The 18,732-nt window shown below is 38.5% G+C and carries 23 protein-coding genes; 4 read left to right on the top strand and 19 right to left on the bottom strand.

Translation table 11 applies throughout. The features are described from left to right. Positions 1-35: 35 nt before the first annotated feature. The 10 genes from AAEU33_RS11760 to AAEU33_RS11715 form a co-directional block, all read right to left on the bottom strand. Complete coding sequence (locus AAEU33_RS11760; protein WP_172279121.1) at positions 36-701, bottom strand: YoaK family protein; 666 nt, start codon at positions 699-701, stop codon at positions 36-38. A 4-nt stretch (positions 702-705) separates the two neighbouring features. Then, positions 706-1,179: a DNA starvation/stationary phase protection protein gene (locus AAEU33_RS11755; RefSeq protein WP_172279123.1), complete on the bottom strand. Its 474-nt coding sequence runs from the start codon at positions 1,177-1,179 to the stop codon at positions 706-708. A 1-nt stretch (position 1,180) separates the two neighbouring features. Next, positions 1,181-1,606, bottom strand: coding sequence for a DoxX family protein (locus AAEU33_RS11750; RefSeq protein ID WP_172279125.1), 426 nt, complete (start codon positions 1,604-1,606; stop codon positions 1,181-1,183). Between the two features lie 12 nt (positions 1,607-1,618). Continuing rightward, positions 1,619-3,508, bottom strand: coding sequence for an amidohydrolase (locus tag AAEU33_RS11745; RefSeq protein ID WP_345987667.1), 1,890 nt, complete (start codon positions 3,506-3,508; stop codon positions 1,619-1,621). A gap of 6 nt (positions 3,509-3,514) precedes the next feature. After that, positions 3,515-4,258, bottom strand: a complete 744-nt coding sequence (locus tag AAEU33_RS11740; RefSeq protein WP_345987665.1) for a M17 family peptidase N-terminal domain-containing protein — start codon at positions 4,256-4,258, stop codon at positions 3,515-3,517. Positions 4,259-4,278: 20 nt separating this feature from the next. Further along, positions 4,279-5,667, bottom strand: a complete 1,389-nt coding sequence (locus AAEU33_RS11735) for an alginate export family protein (RefSeq protein ID WP_345987663.1) — start codon at positions 5,665-5,667, stop codon at positions 4,279-4,281. Between the two features lie 19 nt (positions 5,668-5,686). After that, the gene (locus tag AAEU33_RS11730) at positions 5,687-6,319 is read right to left on the bottom strand and encodes a hydrolase (RefSeq protein WP_273648470.1); all 633 of its coding nucleotides are present in this window, start codon (positions 6,317-6,319) and stop codon (positions 5,687-5,689) included. Between the two features lie 32 nt (positions 6,320-6,351). Continuing rightward, complete coding sequence (locus AAEU33_RS11725; protein ID WP_002978753.1) at positions 6,352-6,663, bottom strand: hypothetical protein; 312 nt, start codon at positions 6,661-6,663, stop codon at positions 6,352-6,354. 16 nt (positions 6,664-6,679) lie between these two features. After that, the gene (locus tag AAEU33_RS11720) at positions 6,680-7,501 is read right to left on the bottom strand and encodes an alpha/beta hydrolase (RefSeq protein ID WP_345987660.1); all 822 of its coding nucleotides are present in this window, start codon (positions 7,499-7,501) and stop codon (positions 6,680-6,682) included. Positions 7,502-7,756: 255 nt separating this feature from the next. Further along, a complete protein-coding gene (locus tag AAEU33_RS11715; protein ID WP_345987658.1) occupies positions 7,757-8,269 on the bottom strand; it encodes a YceI family protein in 513 nt (170 codons plus the stop codon). 197 nt (positions 8,270-8,466) lie between these two features. On the opposite strand from AAEU33_RS11715, the gene AAEU33_RS11710 reads away from it, so the two are divergent. Then, the gene (locus AAEU33_RS11710) at positions 8,467-9,057 is read left to right on the top strand and encodes a Crp/Fnr family transcriptional regulator (RefSeq protein WP_345987656.1); all 591 of its coding nucleotides are present in this window, start codon (positions 8,467-8,469) and stop codon (positions 9,055-9,057) included. Between the two features lie 77 nt (positions 9,058-9,134). Here the strand turns inward: AAEU33_RS11710 and AAEU33_RS11705 are convergent, their stop codons facing one another. Continuing rightward, the gene (locus AAEU33_RS11705) at positions 9,135-9,488 is read right to left on the bottom strand and encodes a helix-turn-helix domain-containing protein (RefSeq protein ID WP_228456963.1); all 354 of its coding nucleotides are present in this window, start codon (positions 9,486-9,488) and stop codon (positions 9,135-9,137) included. A gap of 144 nt (positions 9,489-9,632) precedes the next feature. Between AAEU33_RS11705 and AAEU33_RS11700 the strand changes: the two genes are divergently transcribed. Continuing rightward, on the top strand, positions 9,633-10,427 hold the full coding sequence (locus AAEU33_RS11700; RefSeq protein WP_345987654.1) for an SDR family oxidoreductase: 795 nt from the start codon (positions 9,633-9,635) through the stop codon (positions 10,425-10,427). Between the two features lie 20 nt (positions 10,428-10,447). Further along, complete coding sequence (locus AAEU33_RS11695) at positions 10,448-10,765, top strand: nuclear transport factor 2 family protein (protein WP_172279149.1); 318 nt, start codon at positions 10,448-10,450, stop codon at positions 10,763-10,765. Between the two features lie 125 nt (positions 10,766-10,890). Here the strand turns inward: AAEU33_RS11695 and AAEU33_RS11690 are convergent, their stop codons facing one another. Both AAEU33_RS11690 and AAEU33_RS11685 read right to left on the bottom strand, forming a co-directional pair. Then, a complete protein-coding gene (locus AAEU33_RS11690; protein WP_172279151.1) occupies positions 10,891-11,343 on the bottom strand; it encodes an Hsp20/alpha crystallin family protein in 453 nt (150 codons plus the stop codon). Between the two features lie 187 nt (positions 11,344-11,530). Then, positions 11,531-12,652, bottom strand: a complete 1,122-nt coding sequence (locus tag AAEU33_RS11685; protein ID WP_345987652.1) for a cation:proton antiporter — start codon at positions 12,650-12,652, stop codon at positions 11,531-11,533. A gap of 329 nt (positions 12,653-12,981) precedes the next feature. Between AAEU33_RS11685 and AAEU33_RS11680 the strand changes: the two genes are divergently transcribed. After that, positions 12,982-13,932, top strand: coding sequence for a beta-1,6-N-acetylglucosaminyltransferase (locus AAEU33_RS11680; RefSeq protein ID WP_345987650.1), 951 nt, complete (start codon positions 12,982-12,984; stop codon positions 13,930-13,932). A gap of 70 nt (positions 13,933-14,002) precedes the next feature. Here the strand turns inward: AAEU33_RS11680 and AAEU33_RS11675 are convergent, their stop codons facing one another. The 6 genes from AAEU33_RS11675 to AAEU33_RS11650 form a co-directional block, all read right to left on the bottom strand. Beyond that, positions 14,003-14,677: a MarR family transcriptional regulator gene (locus AAEU33_RS11675; protein WP_345987648.1), complete on the bottom strand. Its 675-nt coding sequence runs from the start codon at positions 14,675-14,677 to the stop codon at positions 14,003-14,005. 64 nt (positions 14,678-14,741) lie between these two features. After that, entirely contained in the window at positions 14,742-15,770 is a 1,029-nt protein-coding gene (gene hemH, locus AAEU33_RS11670) for a ferrochelatase (RefSeq protein ID WP_345987646.1), read from the bottom strand. Between the two features lie 10 nt (positions 15,771-15,780). Further along, entirely contained in the window at positions 15,781-17,064 is a 1,284-nt protein-coding gene (locus AAEU33_RS11665; protein ID WP_345987644.1) for a deoxyribodipyrimidine photo-lyase, read from the bottom strand. 34 nt (positions 17,065-17,098) lie between these two features. Continuing rightward, complete coding sequence (locus tag AAEU33_RS11660; protein ID WP_172279163.1) at positions 17,099-17,806, bottom strand: lycopene cyclase domain-containing protein; 708 nt, start codon at positions 17,804-17,806, stop codon at positions 17,099-17,101. Further along, positions 17,803-18,255, bottom strand: coding sequence for a beta-carotene hydroxylase (locus AAEU33_RS11655; protein ID WP_345987642.1), 453 nt, complete (start codon positions 18,253-18,255; stop codon positions 17,803-17,805). The genes AAEU33_RS11660 and AAEU33_RS11655 overlap by 4 nt, the downstream gene beginning before the upstream one ends. A gap of 1 nt (position 18,256) precedes the next feature. Further along, on the bottom strand, positions 18,257-18,724 hold the full coding sequence (locus AAEU33_RS11650; RefSeq protein ID WP_172279167.1) for an SRPBCC family protein: 468 nt from the start codon (positions 18,722-18,724) through the stop codon (positions 18,257-18,259). Between the last annotated feature and the right edge of the window lie 8 nt (positions 18,725-18,732).

The following is an 18,732-nucleotide window of genomic DNA, read 5'->3' as shown; positions in this document are numbered from 1 at the left end:
TAATATTTTATACCGTATTTTGCCATAGTCCCGTACTAGTTTTTACGGTGATAAAAATAGCAGATGATCATGGCCAGCCCCGGTAAAATCAATGTTTCGAGTCCAAATTGTTTTCCCGCATATGCCCCTAAAAAACAGCCTATCAGAAATCCAAGTATGGTAACCAACTGCTTCTTCAGGCTTGCCCAGGCTTCAGGGTGTTGAAAGCCACTTGACAGAAGCGTTCCAAAATCCAGGGAAGCTTGGGTTACATTTCCTGTCATCATGGTAGTAGGACCATGAGTTTCCTTTGCATAGAGTTTCCCGAAAGCATTCTGAAGCCCCATCGCAAAAACGGTCATCATAGCCACAGTATACATCATAACTTCTGAAAACGTTCCGTAGTAACTGAGAACGGCAACAATAATTCCGGCTAAAAAAAGCAATGTTCCTTCCCAGAATAACAGCGTGTAATGATTGATAACTTTCCCGGCAATCTTCCCTCCTGCCATAACCGCGAGAATAAAGACCGGAAAAGTAAGCAGCTTTACCCAGGCATGAATATCCGATCCCTTCACAAACTGATAGGCAAATACAATAAAGTTCCCTGTAACATGTGCCGAAAAAAGGGCATCTGCCGCTACAAATGTCACAGTATCACAGTATCCGGCAATCATGGTTAACAATAAGGTGACAAAGCCGATATTATGTTTTACTTCCATTTTCCTATTTTAAATGTGAACGGAGCATCCAGGCCATTTTCTCATGGGTTTCCAGTAATCCTGTAATGTAGTCGCTTGTCCCTGAATCACGGAATTCCACAGCGAAGTTTTCAATATTTTCACGAAGATGAATGATGATACTTTCGTGGTCGGAAAGAAGCGCTCTGATGTAAATCAGGCTGTCGTTCGATTCAAGATGGTGCTCAGACAAATGGGTTAATTCAAGATATTCCCTTAAAGTAGCCGGTGCATAATGTCCCAGCGTCCTGATTCTTTCAGCCAGATCATCAATGATGTCGTCCAGCTGCCCGTATTGTGCTTCAAAAAACAGGTGTTTATTGTAAAAATCCGGTCCTTCGACATTCCAATGTGCTTTTCTAGTTTTGGTATACAATACAAATTCGTCTGCTAAAGTGGTAACCAGTACCTCAGCAACTTTTGCTAAATTTTCGTTTTTAATTCCGATTGAAGTTTTCATTTTATAAAATATTTAGTAAGTAATAATCAAGTGAATATCTTCCTGCACCCAATGCAAGAATCAGTAACAGGGAAAGGGTGTACATAAAAGGAACATCCCGCACTTCCAATGAATCCTTTCTATGAACCACAAAATATCCGATAGCCGTCACGCCGATTGTCGGTAAAACCGCAAGCCTGGTTCCCAATCCTAAAATAATCAGAAACGGAACTATCAGATCAGCAAATGAAGCGACTATGGCATTGAGTTGATCAGGCAATCCCAGAGGGTTTGGAATGACTTCCCTTTGCCCGTTTTCCAGTCTGAATTTCTTTAAGCCATGCACTCTGAACAATTGAATCGCAAGGAGTACCCGGAAAACCAAGAATGAAGCATCATTACATGGTGAACCTAAATCCGATGAAAGGATCTGTTTTAAAATTTCCATATGTATTGATATTTAAAAGGCAAAGCACGAACAGCCTAGAGCTCCCCAGAATGTGTGGTAATTATTAACGGGCACATTGCTCATTCTTGCCTGGTTATGGTTATGATGGTGAATATCGCAGCTTCCTGCACAGCTGTGAATTTGTGAGGTTAGCGGGGCTTTTAAATCCTGTTTCGCATTTTTCTCAATTTCTTTCTGAAAATGTCCGCCTGCAGGGTAATATCCGTTGTAAAGATTGGTGGGAGACCAGTCCGGAAGCACAGGAATAGATGGTGGTGCATAAGATAAGAATGTTCCTTTGGCATAGACTATTTTCCCGTCTACAATGGTCATTTCCGCTTCAATATTTTTGATATCTTCATCATCAACCGTAAAATAATCTTGATCAAGAACTGCCAGATCGGCAAACATTCCTACCCTGATATCACCTTTTTTCTGCTGTTCCTGAGAAAACCATGCGCTGCCTTTTGTGTACAGTTCCAATGCTGTTGATCTGTCCAGCTTTGTTTCATGATACAATTGAAGTCCGCCAACAGTTTTACCTGCGGTCAGCCAATACATGGAAACCCACGGATTGTAGCTGCTTACCCTTGTGGCATCTGAGCCTCCACCTACAGGAACTCCCATTTCCAGCATTTTTTTTACGGGTGGTGTACTTTCTGCGGCGCCGGAACCATAACGGTCTGCAAAATATTCTCCCTGATAAGCCATTCTGCTCTGGATGGCGATTCCTCCGCCAAGCATTTTTACACGTTCTATATTTTTTTCATCAATGGTTTCTGCATGATCAAAAATCCATGGAAGACCATTAAAAGGAATATCCCGGTTTACTTTTTCAAAAACATTTAAAAAACGGGTGATGCTTTCATTATAGGTTGCATGAAGTCTGAATGGCCAGCGGTTTTCTACCAGTAAACGGACTACTTTTTCGAGATCTGCTTCCATGTTTTCAGGCAGGTCAGGTCTTGGCTGAAGAAAATCTTCAAAATCGGCTGCAGAAAATACCAGCATCTCTCCTGCCCCGTTGTGGCGGTACATATCATCCCCCTGATATAATTTTACCGTGTCGATCCAATCGCTGAAATCTTCAAATTCATGCTTAGGTTTCTGGGTAAAAAGATTATAGGCAATCCTTACGGTAAGCTGTTTTTTCTCATTCAGTTCGTTCACCACCTGATAATCATCTGGAAAATTCTGGAATCCTCCGCCGGCATCAATGACACTGGTAATTCCGAAGCGGTTCAGTTCTGTCATAAAATGCCTTGTGGAATTCAGCTGGTGTTCGTAAGAAAGCTTCGGGCCTTTTGCCAGTGTTGAGTATAAGATCATGGCATTGGGTGTGGCAATAATCAACCCTGTGGGTTCACCGTTAGCATCTCTTTCAATATGTCCGCCTGCCGGAGCCGGAGTATCTTTGGTAAATCCTACTGCTTTTAATGCAGCTCTGTTCATCAATGCCCTGTCGTATAAATGCAGAATAAAAACTGGTGTTTCGGGGGCGATAGCATTAATTTCCTCCAGGTTTGGCATCCTTCTTTCCGCAAACTGGAATTCGGACCATCCTCCTACGACACGAACCCATTGCGGAGAAGGCGTACGGTCTACCTGGTCTTTTAACATTCTGAGCGCATCAGCCAGTGAGGGAACACCGTCCCATCTTAATTCCAGATTGTAATTCAATCCGCCACGAATCAGGTGAATGTGAGAATCATTGATTCCCGGCACAACTCTTTTCTTTTTAAGATCAATCAGTTCTGTGGATTCATCTGCAAACTGATCTGCCAGTCCGTCATTTCCAACCGCAATAATTTTCCCGTCTTTAATGCCCACTGCAGAAACTTCCGGAGTTTCTTTATTGAAAGTGTGGATTTTTCCGTTGTATACGATAAGGTCTGCTTTCATCTTTAATTATTTGGTGTTCAACTTCGATATAGCTTCCTGAATTCCTCCTCCGGCAACGGTGAAAAAAGACGGTCCGGCCAGCAAAATCAGTTTTTTTAGTTTCATTGTATCGGATAAATGCTGAGCTTTTAAATAAGACTGCGTACGGTAGGCATCAAAAGCGCCCAAAACCACATTTTCTGCCACCAGGGCTGTCGGAGAATCAATTCCGGCATCTTTGATATCACTGGCAAAGGATACGGTATGTACCTGTAGTTTCAAAGCTTCTCTCATGGCAACACTTCCTACTTCTTTCATCAGTTCGGCATCGAAAGAATTTCTGTTACCCAAGCCTATCAACAGCAATTTTCCGGAGGCAAGGCTTCCTTTCGGAGGATTAATTAATAAGGTTTCCAAAGCGTGTCCTTTGAACTGTCCTTTTTTACGGACTTCTGTAATAATTCCTTTTAATGCTTCATCCAGATGAACCATACCGTTCAGTTCTTTGGGAAGCGCAGGAGGATTGAAAATATCTCCTTCCGTATACTCGAAAACACAGGCGATCTGTAAATCTGCTTTGGCCGCAGATGGCCCCTGTACCATACCTATGACAGAAATCCCGTCAACAGTTCCCCATGTTTTTGAGGTCCCGATAGCTGTTTTTTCTGCAGCAGCCTGTGCTGAAACGAATTGGGTTCCCGCAGTTGCCAACACCAATACTGTAAAGATTGTTTTTGACCAATTGATGTATTTTGAAATTGAATTTTGCATAATAAATGATTTAGTAATGATTAAAATTTGAATCCCAGCCTGATATTCCAGAAAACACCGCTTTTTGCATCCTGAATGATATCTTCGATAAAAGGTCCTTTGTGGAAATACTGAAGTCCGCTCACCAAAGAGAAATGTTTGTTGAAATTATAGGTAAAGCTGGTTAAATAAGCCGTTCCGATATACCTTTTATCTGAGCTGCTTCCGGGACGATTCAATGCTCCGCTTGGCCGGTAGACACCGTCGTTCAGGGAATATCGCCAGTTGAAGACAACATCCATCTGCATTTTGAGTCTGGAAGCCAGATCAAGGGTCATATACGGATGTATATCAATTAAATTTACAGGCCCCACTTGCGGGCTGAAGCCGAAATAGCCTCCTTTCGGATATAAAGGATTAAATGTATTGAGCTTTCCGTCATTTTTAGAATGATCTCCTGATATATAATCGTTTCTCAGATTAATGCTTGGCTTGAATGTAAGGTTTTCAAAGAGATACCCTACATCCACAGAGCCCGTCCATGCACTGATCTTTTCGTTTCCAAAACGTCCGAACTGATAGGCAGCTTCCAGGTTATAAATAAATCCGCCGCCATATTTCCACAGCCTTCCGCCAACTGTATGGCGCTTTTCTCTGGCTGTTCCGGCTTCAAAAACAGATTCATCTCTACGGATTCCGAGGTAATATAGATCCAGATTTCCGGCTTCAGGAATAATAATTTTGGAATAAAGTCCCCAAAGATTAAGCTGCTTTGAAACGGTATTATCAAAAACTCCGGTCCTGACAGAGCCTGCCATCATCGCAAAAGCATCTAAAGAAACATTTTTATAGGAATACATGATTTTGGCTCCTGTAAAAGACAACCTTGCATTCGGCCCTTCCCTTACAGAAATTAATCTACCGGAACCGTAGTCCATCTCCTGTCTTCCCAGTCTCACTGTCAGCTTCTGATCTTCCTTATTCACCAGACCTGCATCCAGAAAGAGATTCTGAATATTCAGCTGATCTTCATCAATGCCTCTTGAACCGTTTTTTCTTCCGTTTTGTAAAGCACTTCTGATCTGTGAGAATATTCTGAAGTTTTTCCCGAAATGCCAATCTGCATGAAGATCATAGCGTTGGAGAAAAAAGTCGTTGTGTCCTATGTTAAGCCTTCCCCAATCTTCGTTGTTGAAATCCACATATTCATACCTTGCCTCGCCACCCAATGAGAGATAGATGTCTTTCTTTTCATTGAGAGGGAGATATTTAATGTTATCATAAAAGCTTTTGGTGGAATCTTTCAGATATTCATAATTTTCTTCATACCGCAGAAGTTTAAAGCTCTGGGATGAGAACGTTTCAGAATATAAAAAAACTGTTATGATAAAAGCTTTTAAGAACAGTATTGAAGGTGCAGATTTCAACATTGAAAATGGTATATGAATTTTAGTGATTCAGCATATGGTGAGCATAGTGGATTCCCAATCCGTAAGAAGCACCATATTTTTTCATCAGGTCAGTTACAGGACCATAGGTTTCCTGGCGTGCCCAGTCTCTCTGAAGTTCAAGGATATACTGAATGGAAGTCATGGGCTTTACTCCTGAATGGATCATTCTCTGTACCGCTCTTTCGTGCGCCTCATCACTTACGTCTCCGCAGGCATCGGTAATGACATACACGTCATAGCCCTCCTCAAGTGCAGATAATGCCGGCCCCACAATACAAACGCCTGTCCATAATCCTGCGAGAACCAGTTTTTGCTTCTTGGTTCCTGTAATGGCTTTATAAGCAGCTTCATCTTCCCATGTATTCATCGTTGTTCTGTCGATATAGCCTGAGGTTGCCATAGGATATGCTTCCTCGATTTCCGGGAAAACAGGACCTGAAAAACTTTGTTCTGCAACCGTAGTAATGATGGTCGGAACATTGAATATTTTGGATGCTCCACAGAGTACTGCTACATTGTTACGCAGTTCGTTCATAGAGATACTTTTGGTTGCAAATGCCATTTGTCCTTCAAAATCAATAAGTACCAGTGCATGATTTTCAGGGGAAAGAAGTTTTGATGATGGTTTCATAAAGTTTATTTTATTAAATAATTGGGGTTACGTTAATTGGATGATAGTTTTCTGATGAGTTCTGTACTTACAGTATCGGCATAGATTCCGTAAGCGCTCGTCAGGATGCCTTTTACAGAATACTTGTCGGAAGCGATGCCGTAGACTACTTCTTCATCTCCCTGATCGGTATCTCCTTCAAAGCGGAATGTATATCGTATTTTAAAGTCTTCCGGAGAAACATCAAGAAAATTATTGAGCCTGATGCAATCATTTTTAAGGTTAAAATCTTCTGTATATCCGTTTTGATTAAGCCACTGAACGGCCTCAGTCAACGTATCAAAAGCTGGCTGTATCGTATTCATTGGTAAAGAATGCTGATTATTCTGTAATAAAAGCTAAAATATCTTTATTGATGGTTTGATGCTCTGTAGTAGGCATTCCGTGAGGGAACCCCGGATATGTGATCAGTTTTCCGTTCTTTAGTAATTTAATTGATTTTAATGCCGCATTGGCAATAGGGACGATTTGGTCATCCTCACCATGCATCACCAAAACAGGAATATCCACAGCTTTTAAATCTTCCGTTAAATCTGTTTCTGAAAAGGCTTTGATCCCGTCATAATGAGCAACAATTCCTCCCATCAATCCTTGTCTCCACCAGTTTCTCTGAACTCCGTCCTTTACACTCGCTCCTTCTCTGTTATAGCCATAGAAAGGGAAAGTAAGATCATAATAAAACTGGTTTCTGTTGTTCATCGTCTGTTCTCTGATATCATCAAAAACTGACATCGGAACACCGTCAGGATTATTTTCACTCTTAACCATTACCGGCGGAATGGCACTGATCAGAACCGCTTTCTTAGCTCTTCCGTTTGCATATTTGTTAACATAACGGATCACTTCTCCACCTCCTGTTGAATGCCCGATGTGTACAACATCTTTCAGATCTAAAAATTCAACCAGTTCTGCAGCATCAGAAGCGTATTGTTCAATAGTATGATTGTAGATATTCTGGCTCGAGCGTCCGTGGCCTCTTCTGTCGTGGGTAATCACTCTGTAGCCTTTCTGTAAAAAGAAAATTACCTGTGCATCCCAGTCATCAGATGATAATGGCCACCCGTGGTGAAACATCAAGACAGGTCCTTGTCCCTGATCTTTGTAAAAAATTTCTGTTCCGTCTTTTAATGTTAATGTGCTCATTGTTGTATTATTTTTTGAATTAAACTTATGAGCATAATGTCAAAAAATAGCCCAAAACAACAAAACACCTGATTTACAGAATATTATTTAAAATATCATAATAAAAAAACTACGAAATATCGTAGTTTTATGATTGCATTATTTAGTTTTGTATAAAGAAAGTTCAATGGAAGTAAATTCCATTAAAATTCCGATCATAAATAAACAAAAGCCTTTGGAACCTCAAAGGCTTTTCTATTGTTTGCTATTTGATTCTTATTGCTGTTTTACAAACTGTAAATCGCCCGCAAGTTTCACCTCATCGCTTACCATTACTCCTCCGCCCTCAAGCGCAGCATGCCAGGTAAGTCCGAAATCTTTTCTATTGATTTTCCCTTCAAAAGAAAATCCTACTCTCGTATTTCCGTAAGGATCTGTTTTAATTCCGTTGAAATCCACATCAAGAGTAATTGGTTTTGTAATGTGGTTAATGGTAAGATCACCCTTTACTTCATTGCTTAATGCAGAAGCTTCAAAAGTGATTACCGGATGTAATTCAACATTAAAAAAGTCTGCCGATTTCAGGTGATTGTCTCTATCGGTATTGTATGTAGATATAGAATCTGTCTGAATAGTTGCTACTGTTTTTACATTGGTAAAAGTATCGTCTTCTGCTTCAAGCTGCACATCAAAATTGGTGAAATTTCCTTTGACATTTGAAATCATCATATGTCTTACCTTGAAAGTTATTTCACTGTGTGTCGGGTCTAGGTTCCATTTTGTAGCCATTGTAATTATATTTTAAAGGTTATTTATATCGCAAATTTACAGGCATCCAAGTCTGGAAGTTGTTGATATTTGATAATAAATATTTTGCATCAAAATGATTCAATGATTTATTTTGATAACGGATTTGATAATAACTTTTAATGACCAGATAATTTTCATTAAATTCGTAAATCAAGAAATCAGTTCAGGACCTAACTATGAATATCAATCAGGACAGTTTTTTAATTCTTTTCAGTTATATCGAAGCTCACAGCTCATCCACATTAAGTTCTGATGACAAAAAATTTATACGAGAGTTATTTGTTTACAAAAAAATTGAAAAAAAACAGTTTTTTCTAAAGCAGGGAGAAATTTGCAAATACTGCGGTTTCATCATTAAGGGAGCAATGAAACAATATTCTGTGGACGACTCTGGAAAGGAAAACGTCATCAACCTTTATCTGGAAAGCTGGTGGGTAGCTGATCGAGAAAGTCTATTAGGCTCAAAACCGTCCATTTATACTATTGAAGCCTATGAGGATACTGAGATGTTGATGATTTCAAAAGAAGACATTAACGAAATGACAAAAGTTCCGGCTTTAAATGAATTGACAAAACGATTGGATATGAACCACGGCATAGCGATGCAAAATCGCATCAATAATGCAATAAGCCTTTCCGCAGCAGAACGTTATCATAATCTTTTTAAAACTCATCCTGCATTTTTACAAAGATTTCCACAACATCTTATTGCATCGTATTTGGGAATTACAAAAGAAACTTTAAGCCGTATCCGTAAACAGAAATAGATTTGAGAAAAATTTAATAAGAATCACCAATTAAATAGTTAACGTTGTTTTGAGCGTTAATAATTAAATCAAGCAAGCTATGAATGTTTATCATGCTCTCCCATTCTTGACAGAATCACTCTTCTTAGTCTATCTTCATTCTCGTCGCCCCAACCGCCTAATACAGAAATTACAGGAATTAGTGTCTTACCAAAATCTGTGAGTGAATATTCAACTTTGGGAGGGACCTGAGCATAGATTTTTTTAGTGACAAGTTCATGCTCTTCAAGTTCTTTTAATTGAATATTTAATACACGCCTTGATGCATCAGGAATTTTACGCTGTAATTCACTTGGACGCAGATGTCCCTGATAGATAAACCATAGCAGGCGGATTTTCCACTTGCCATAAAGGACTTCACCAATAAGGTCAAGGCCACAGTTCAAATTCAAAGGTATTTTTCTTTCATGCATATACAAATGTAGCTCAATGTACCAAATTGTACAATAGGGGAATAAATTATCCCTATGCAATTCGATTTTCCGTTATTGCCTAAAATAGTGATACTTCGGAAATTTGTATCAAAGAATTAGACAATGGAAAATCAATTTAATTACAACAATGAACTTCAAGGTAAAATTGCCTTGGTAACAGGAGGAACAAAAGGGGCCGGACAAGCCATAGCAGAGAGATTGCTACAAGCCGGTGCAAAGGTTATTATTACAGCGAGAAACAAGCCTGAAAAAGAAAATGAAAACCTGCATTTTATTTCGGCCGATTTAAGTACAGCTCAAGGAACACAAAATGTCATCAGCGAAGTGCTGTCTACTTATGGCAGACTCGACATTCTTGTGAACAACCTTGGTTCTTCATCAACACCTGCGGGAGGCTTCATTGCACTGAACGATGAAGATTGGGAATCAACTCTTCGAGCCAATCTGCTTGCTCCGGTCAGACTGGACAGAGGGTTTTTACCACAAATGATAGAGCGCAAAAGCGGTGTTATTATTCATATTGCTTCAATCCAGGGTAAACTGCCGTTGTATGATTCTACTTTGCCGTATGCAGCTGCAAAGGCAGCATTGATCAATTACAGTAAAAGTTTGTCAAATGAAGTAACCCCCAAAGGTGTCCGCGTGCTGACTGTTTCACCGGGATGGATCAATACAACGGCATCCACAGCGTGGCTGGGTGAGATTGCAAGAAATGCAAATAGTACAGAAGAAGAGGCCATGCAAAGTGTTATGGATGCATTGGGTGGAATACCTTACGACAGACCCGCAGAACCGGGAGAAGTTGCTGAATTAGTAGGTTTCCTAGTTTCACCAAGAGCCAGCTATTTAACCGGAACTGAATTTGTAATCGATGGTGGCACAGTGCCAACAGTTTAATCATCTTAAAAAAATAAAAAATGAACCTACCAAAAGTTATCACAGATTTAATCGAAGCCCAAAACAATTTTGACAGTATTGCTTATGCCAATTGTTTTAATGAAAATGCAGAAGTATTTGATGAAGGCAAAACTCATAACGGAAAAACCGAAATTGAAAAATGGATTGATAAAGCCAACAAAGATTACAATGCTACTATGAAGCCTTTAGACTATAATGAAAATGAAAATATTTTATCGGCAGAAGTTTTAGGAGACTTTCCTGGCAGCCCTATTGTTTTGAAGTATCATTTTCAATTGTCTGACGGATATATTCAATCATTGAAAGTAACCGGTTAATATAATAACCGATACAATTAATTAAAGCTGGAGATTTCACTTCAGCTTTTTGGTTTATAAATACTGCTATTCATTCTCTTTTAATAAAAAATGGCTACCATGGGTAGCCATTTTTTTAAATATTTTTATGATATTTCAATCCTTCTTGGTGGTTTCTGCTTTGCATCTTCCTTCTTAGGAATAGTAAGCATAAGCAATCCGTTTTCATATTTCGCGTTAATGTTATCCTGGTCAACAACATTTTTCGGAAGTTCAAAACTACGCTGGAAGGACTGATAACTGAACTCTCTTCGGGTGAAGTTCTCTTCTTTTGTTTCACTACTGTCCTGTTTCATGGATGAAATGGTCAGCAGGTTACCATCAAGGCTGATATCAAAATCATTCTTATCCATTCCAGGTGCAGCAACCTGAACCTCATACGCATCTCCGTTTTCCTTTATATTTACCGATGGTACGGTTGTACTGGTAGATGAGTAATTGTTATTACCCCAGTTAAAAAGTTCACGACTAAAAAAATCATCAAAGATGTTTGAAATGCCTAAATTGCTGTTTCCGTTTCTTTTCATTAGATTATTCATAGTAATCTCTTTTTAAATAAGTTTAACAATTATTTAATAACACATCAGCTGGCCAGCTGTACTTAAAAACCAGCAAAAAAAATACCACCGGATAAATGGTGATATTTTTTCAGAATTTCTGTCAAAATTTCATTTTTGTGACACAAAATGAGTCCTGATTTCAATCCCATATCTCTCATTTCTTATTTTAAGTGCGTACAGATTTACGAATCTTAACGAATGCACCGCAACTGATCCAAAAGGTGGATAGCAATAGAGACAAACAGGTAATACCTAATCCGGCTTTATACAGATCATATTCTACCATATCGGATTTATAGGCAATAGATAGTGCCAGGATCCCAAATTCCCCGGTCTGAGAAAGCAATGCTCCACCATAAAAACTGTCTTTCCAGCTGAAGTTCAGAATCCGAAAGAAAACGGATGACATAATACTATTGCTTATTAAAACGACTAAAGTACCGATACCAATCAGCATATAATTGGATAAAAGATAATTAATATCCAGTCTTAGACCAATGGATACGAAAAAAAGTGAAATAAAGAAAACCTTGAAGGGCAACAAAGAGTTTTCAAGCCAGTGGAATGCCTGTATTTTTCCAACCAGAACTCCTGCTATAAAACTTCCCAATGCGGCACTAAGACCAATGGTTTCCGCAATAAGACCAAAGCCAAGACAGATAAAAAGGCCAAAAAAAACCTGCAGATCATGGTCATTTTCAAGAAAAGTACTTGAAATTCTGATCTCCCTTAAATTTCTGACCTTCCTGAATATTAAAAAAATACCGATGCATAAAGCTAAAGGAAGCACAAAGTTAAAGATGTTGAATTCTTCACCACTCCAGAACTTCAGCAGGGTCAGTACTGGAGCAAGAAGAAGGTCCTGCAATAACAGGATATTGAGTATAATTATTCCAAAGGCGGTATTTAACGTTCTATGCCTCTTCATAAAATCGACAACAACTGCTGTACTGTTGAACATGAAAAGGATGGCAATCAGGAGAATACTTTTATAGTCCAGGTGAAGTATCCTTCCTAGGAGATAGGCAAATACAAAGCTCAGCAACACTTTAATACTCTGCGCCATCACAGGCTTAATAATAAGACTTCTTTTATTCGGAATATTGATTTCCATTCCGATGAAGAACATCAGCAACAATATCCCGATCTCGCCAATAACTTCTATTTCATCTGGTTTATCTACAATTCTGAAAACATAGGGTCCCAACAATACCCCGGCAATAATATAAGCGATAAGATAGGGCTGCTTAAGTTTTTTCAGCAAAAACATCAGACCTAAAATTGTCATACACAAAACACATACTGTCCAAAGCATATCTCTATAACTATTAGGGTTTAAATATTTCAATCTTTAGATTCAAACAAGTAAAATCCGTTTAAACGACAGTGTAAAGGTAGCTGGCCGGCTATGTGGAAAGTCAACAAAAAAAATACCAGTCGATATGCTGTGATATTTTTTCTGAAATACTGTCAAAATTTCATGGTTCCTGGTTGCTAAGATTTATTGAGGGAGGCATTCAACATACATTAATCAACTGATTATCAAAAATATATTCATACCTTACCCCCATAAATCTAATTGTTTGCATAGAGCGGATAATTTTATAATTCCAACATATGCAAACCACCGCAGTACCGCAGCCCTTATCCCACAAATCAGGTAGTAACCCGTCTTCCCAGATCCGAATTGCTTATTTTATCATGGTACACCACAAGCCGGAAATATTTAAGGCAATGTTCGAAAAAATTTACACCCGTGATCAGTTTTACCTGGTTCATATAGATCGGAAAGCCAAAGAAGAGTTTACCGAGGAAATCCAGCAGTATCTGGTACATTTTCCCAACGTTTATATTCTGGAAAGCATAAATATCGTAGCTGGCGGATTCAGTATGATTCAGGCAGAACTTAATGCCATGGAATACTTACTTAATGTGAACGCAGAATGGGATTATTTTGTCAACCTAAGCGGAGAAGATTATCCGCTTAAATCACAAAATATTATCCGTCAGTTTCTCACAGTAAATAATGGCAGGAACTATCTTTTTTATTATGATCAGAAGTTTTACAGACCTGCTACGCTTCAGAGGATACAGAACCACTTCACGGAACTCACCCATAAAATCTCCTCTATGATTTATAAAAGGGCATTCATGGACGGTGTTACTCCTTATATCGGCGGAAAATGGTTTATGTTCACCCGAGAAACATGTTCCTTTTTAACCAATAACAAGCGGGTAATGGATTTTGAGGATTATTATTTACATACGCTCTTACCTGCAGAATCATTTTTTCAGACTGTGCTCATGAATACAGTTTTTAAAGATATTATTGTAAATGATGATAAAAGGGCATCTATTGAAAAATCTTTTTTTAACAGGGATCAATCCCAAAATCATCTTATCGGATTATTAAAAACCACTAACCAGCTTTTTATCCGAAAGTTAAATCATGAGATCCATCAAAATATTCTTAAATATATTGATGAAACTTACGACCTTCCACTAACTGAAGTGAACGAGGTGGAAAGAGAACTAAAAAGGGATGAGCATAACGATAAATGGTCGTAATAGAGTTATTAAAACTTACCAAGTAAGTGATATTGATCTTCTATCCCCTCATTATCTGGTAAAAAAGCTATTAATCTTTCAATATATACTCTTCATATACAGTATTGATCAGCTGATCGGAATGGATGTTCCGTGAAAAAATGGGATAATGAAAGCGATCCAGCTTATTGAGAATACGTATAAGTTCCATCTTTTCGTTATAATTAAGGTTTCCTGCCACAATATTAGTTGCCTGGCGGATCTTTTCCATTTGTTTTTCTAAAATCGATAATCCCCTTTCCGTGATACGGATCAATTTGCTGCGTTTATCGATCTCGGATTCGGTCTGCTCTATAAGTCCCTGGCGCAGCAATCTTGCAATAATAAGCATACCTACCGGTTTATCATGAATATTTTTTTTGATAAGAGCCATCTTTGTCATTTCTCCGAACGCCTTTAAATTAATTAAATAAATAAAATCTTCCTGGGTGGAAAATTCAGAATCCAGAATAGCAGATTTTGAATAGGTTTTTGCATACCGATTCAGATGAACGAGCAGTGTACTGATAGCACTTTCCGGCGTCCTTCCGTTCTCTTTACCCTCCCAATAAGGCTCCTCTAAAGAATTTGACCCCATATTTCCCTGAGCAGAAATCCATGTTTTAAAGCCCTGGATATTGCCCGGATATAAATCAGGATTGGAACGGACTTCCGTTTCAAACTCCTGTAACAGATCTATACAATCTTTAATAAGCGTGTAATTCATTTTAATTAAATAGTTTACAAATATACCAAATTCCTCATACAAGTCTATAGCTTACCATTATGAGCTAGACCAAATAAAATTGATTCAGCTGTTCTTCGCAAAGTGTCCGGATGACTTCGATCCACCGGTCTTCATCATTCAGGCAAGGTATATAATTGAAATTTTCACCACCTGCTTCGAGAAAGAGTTCTTTTCCCTCAACTGAAATTTCTTCCAGGGTTTCAAGGCAATCTGAAACAAATGCAGGACAAACAATAGCAAGATTTTTAATTCCTTTTCCGGGAATCGTTTTTAATGTATGATCTGTGTAAGGTTCAATCCATTTGTCTTTTCCCAATCGGGACTGAAAAGAGACAATCACTTTATCTTTAGGTAATCCCAGTTTTTTGATCACCTGCTCGGTGGTATTAAAACACTGATGGCGGTAACAAAACGAATGGCTCGGAAGGGTATTTTTATAACAGCAATCATTCATATTGCAGGTCTTCGTTGGATCCGTTTTATAAATATGTCTTTCCGGAACCCCATGATAAGAGAACAACAAGGCATCAAAATTTTCAGGAAGTTTCTCCCGGATACTTTCTGCCAGACAATTGATATACAGGTCCCGATGATAAAAAGGCTGAATGTAATTGATCTTTATATGGGGAAATTTTGTCTTTCTTATTTCTTCAGCTTTTTCAATCACAGTTTCGGTGGTACTCATCGCATATTGGGGATAAAGCGGAAGTAAAATAATTTCAGTAACTCCCTTTTCAGCCAGGTTCCTGATGCCTGTTTCAATGCTGGGTTCAGCATACCGCATTCCTATTTCAACGGGAACATCCACGAGCTTTTGCAGCTTTTGCCGTATCTTTTTTGTTATAACAATAAGTGGAGAGCCTTCATCTGTCCAGACGGTTTTATAAGCTTCTGCTGATTTCGCCGGGCGGGTATTTAAAATAATTCCACGAACCAGAAGTGCCCGGAAAATCCACCGGTAATCAATCACTTTTTCATCCATCAGGAATTCATCCAGATATTCTTTTACATCCTCTACCGCCGTTGATCTTGGTGAACCAAGATTGATTAATAAAATTCCTTTTTTTGCCATGTCTTTTTCGTTATTCTGCTAATGCTTCCTTATAAATTTTTAATGCTCTTTCTCTGGCTTTTGCATGTTCTACAATCGGTTCTTCCTTGTAATCTGCGGGAAGCCATTTTGTGATATATTTAGTGTCTTTATCAAATTTTTTAGCCTGCTCATATGGATTAAATATCCTGAAGTAAGGTGCGGCATCACAACCGCAACCTGCAGCCCATTGCCAGTTCCCGTTATTGGCTGCGAGATCATAATCTAATAATTTTTCAGCAAAATAGGCTTCTCCCCATCGCCAATCAATGAGCAGATGTTTGGTAAGAAAACTTGCAGTGATCATTCTTACCCTGTTATGCATAAATCCGGTTTGATTGAGCTCTCTCATTCCGGCATCCACAATAGGATATCCTGTTTTACCTTCACACCAAGCCTTAAACTCTTTTTCATCATTCCTCCACTTAATATCTTCATATTTCTTTTTAAAACAATGATGGACAACATCTGGAAAATGATACAGAATCTGCATGAAAAATTCCCTCCAGATAAGCTCATTAAGCCAGACTTCATTATGCTTAACAGCGTACCGTATACATTTCCTTACCGAAATGGTACCGAAACGCAGTGCGATCCCAAGGTGTGTGGTATGATCCATAGCTGGAAAATCCCTGTATTTTCCGTAAGAATCTATTATATTCTTTTTCAGCTCAGGTTCTTTAAATTCAAGGTCTGTTTTCTTAAATCCGATTTTTTTCAGTGAGATGATCTCCGAAGGCCCGTTATAATCTGCAAACTGATCAAATTGTATGGTAAAAGTTTCTACGTTTTTCAAATTTGCCTTCCATTTCTTAGAATACGGAGTAAAAACGGTATAAGGAGAAAGGTCATCCTTCACAATATCATTACCCTCAAACAGTACCTGATCTTTAAAATCTTTAAAATCAATATGACTTTTCAGCAGCAGATCAGCTACCCGTTGGTCCCTTTGTATGGCTGAAGGTTCATAATCCCTGTTGCAAAAAACCGTATCAATAGTAAAATCCTCCGTTAGTTTTTTAAAGGCATCGACGGGACTACCATAATAAACCGTAAGTCCGCTGTTGTATTTTTGCAAAGTCTGATGCATCCGTTGCAAAGCCTGATGAATATAATCTACTCGTTTATCATTTTTATCCGGAAGACGGTCCAGGATCTCAGTATCAAAGATAAAAACAGGAACAACCTTTAACCCTGAGGTAAGGGCATGATGAAGCCCAACATTATCTTCCAGCCTAAGGTCTCTTCTGAACCAAAAAATATTTACTTTCTCCATGAGGTATCTTTTACAATTAAAGTATAGTATTTGTTTAATAGCTGGGAATTTTCTGTTCTTTACTTTCAGTCAGTTTTTTAAAGAAATAAATAATAAGCAAAAACTGGCTGTAACCATACACAGCATCTTCGACAGGAATGGTCCCCATTCTGATCCCCATAAACTCATCAGCGTTATAATTCACCACTGGAGATTGAATCAAAGAACCGGTAAGTATTCCATTTACAGCAAAGAATCCCGGCATTAAGACCAGATACACAAAGCTTGCTTTCCCTATCCATTCTTTTTTACCTATAAAATGGAGATAACAAAGGGTGAAAATCGTAACAATGATCGTTACCAGGGTATATATTCTGTCATAAAAAAGAAGTCCTGTAACACTGAGGATAATAACGGCAGCAAATACGATCAGGTTATTGAAAGCATTGGCCCAGTCCAGATTAAAAAATTTGTCCAGACAGTAGTAGGTAAAAACACACGCAAAGGGAATGCAGAAAAAAAACAGCCACTCTTCAATAGGAAGTCCGGCCATCTTAAATCCCATAGTGTACCTGAGATCAAACCACCACACCCCTTTTGCAGTGAACCATATATCCCAGCCAATAAAAGGAATGGCTACAATAGCAGAGGAAATCAAAAACTTTCCGAAAAGCTTATGAAACTGTATTCTCTTATCAAAAGAAGCCAAAAAGCAAATGATAACAGTGAAAAAATTGATTAGTATGTAAGTATAAGGCATCATTTTTTATTGAAATACATTTTAAAATATTCTACAGGAACCCACAAAAAACCAAAGCACTCCCCGCTTTCCTTTCCCAGATGTTTATGATGCTGTTTATGGGCACGTCTGATGGCAAGGAAATACGGATTCTTTGTCTTAGTAAAGACCTTTGCCCTTTGATGAATAAAAATATCATGCACAAAGAAATAGGCCATTCCATAAAGGCTTATTCCAAGGCCTACAAAAAAAAGATAACTGAATTCCTGTTTTACTCCAAGGTATAATAGAGCAATGGCCGGGCTTGCGAAAATGAAAAAGAAGAGGTCATTTCTTTCCAGTTTTCCATCATGACTATGGTCATGATGATCGCGATGCAGGCTCCAGAGAAAACCGTGCATAATATATCTGTGGATGAGCCATGTTGCGCCTTCCATTGAAATAAAAACACCTAAGACGATCAGAAAATTCATGTTAATAATCATTATTGTTAAAAAGAGCATTTAAAACGCCGGACCTTAAATCGAATATACTTTCGAGCTTTTTCTTTATAAATAACCGATGGGCTATTCTTCCTATGATCCCCAGGGGAAGTTCATAATCTACAGTATCTTTCATCAATACTCCTTTATCATTTGGAATGAATTCATGAAAATGATTCCAATACTTATACGGACCTTTTTTCTGGAAGCCGGTAAAGCTTTTATAATCTTCTACCTGGCTGATCATCATTTCCCATTTGATCGGGCTTCCTAAAAAAGAAAAGGCCCTATACTCTATTTCCATTCCTTTAAAAACCGGCCGGTCCAGAATACCCGAAACAACCAGAAAATTCATTACTTCAGGAGTTGCTTCAGAAAAATGATCATGCGATGAGAAGAAATTCCAGACCGATTCGATAGTACAATTTAATTGTTGCTCCCTGTATAATCTGTGTAACATTCTTTTTA

It is taken from the genome of Chryseobacterium sp. Chry.R1 (assembly GCF_039645525.1).
Lineage (GTDB): Bacteria > Bacteroidota > Bacteroidia > Flavobacteriales > Weeksellaceae > Chryseobacterium > Chryseobacterium proteolyticum.
This window is presented reverse-complemented; position numbering and strand designations above follow the sequence as displayed.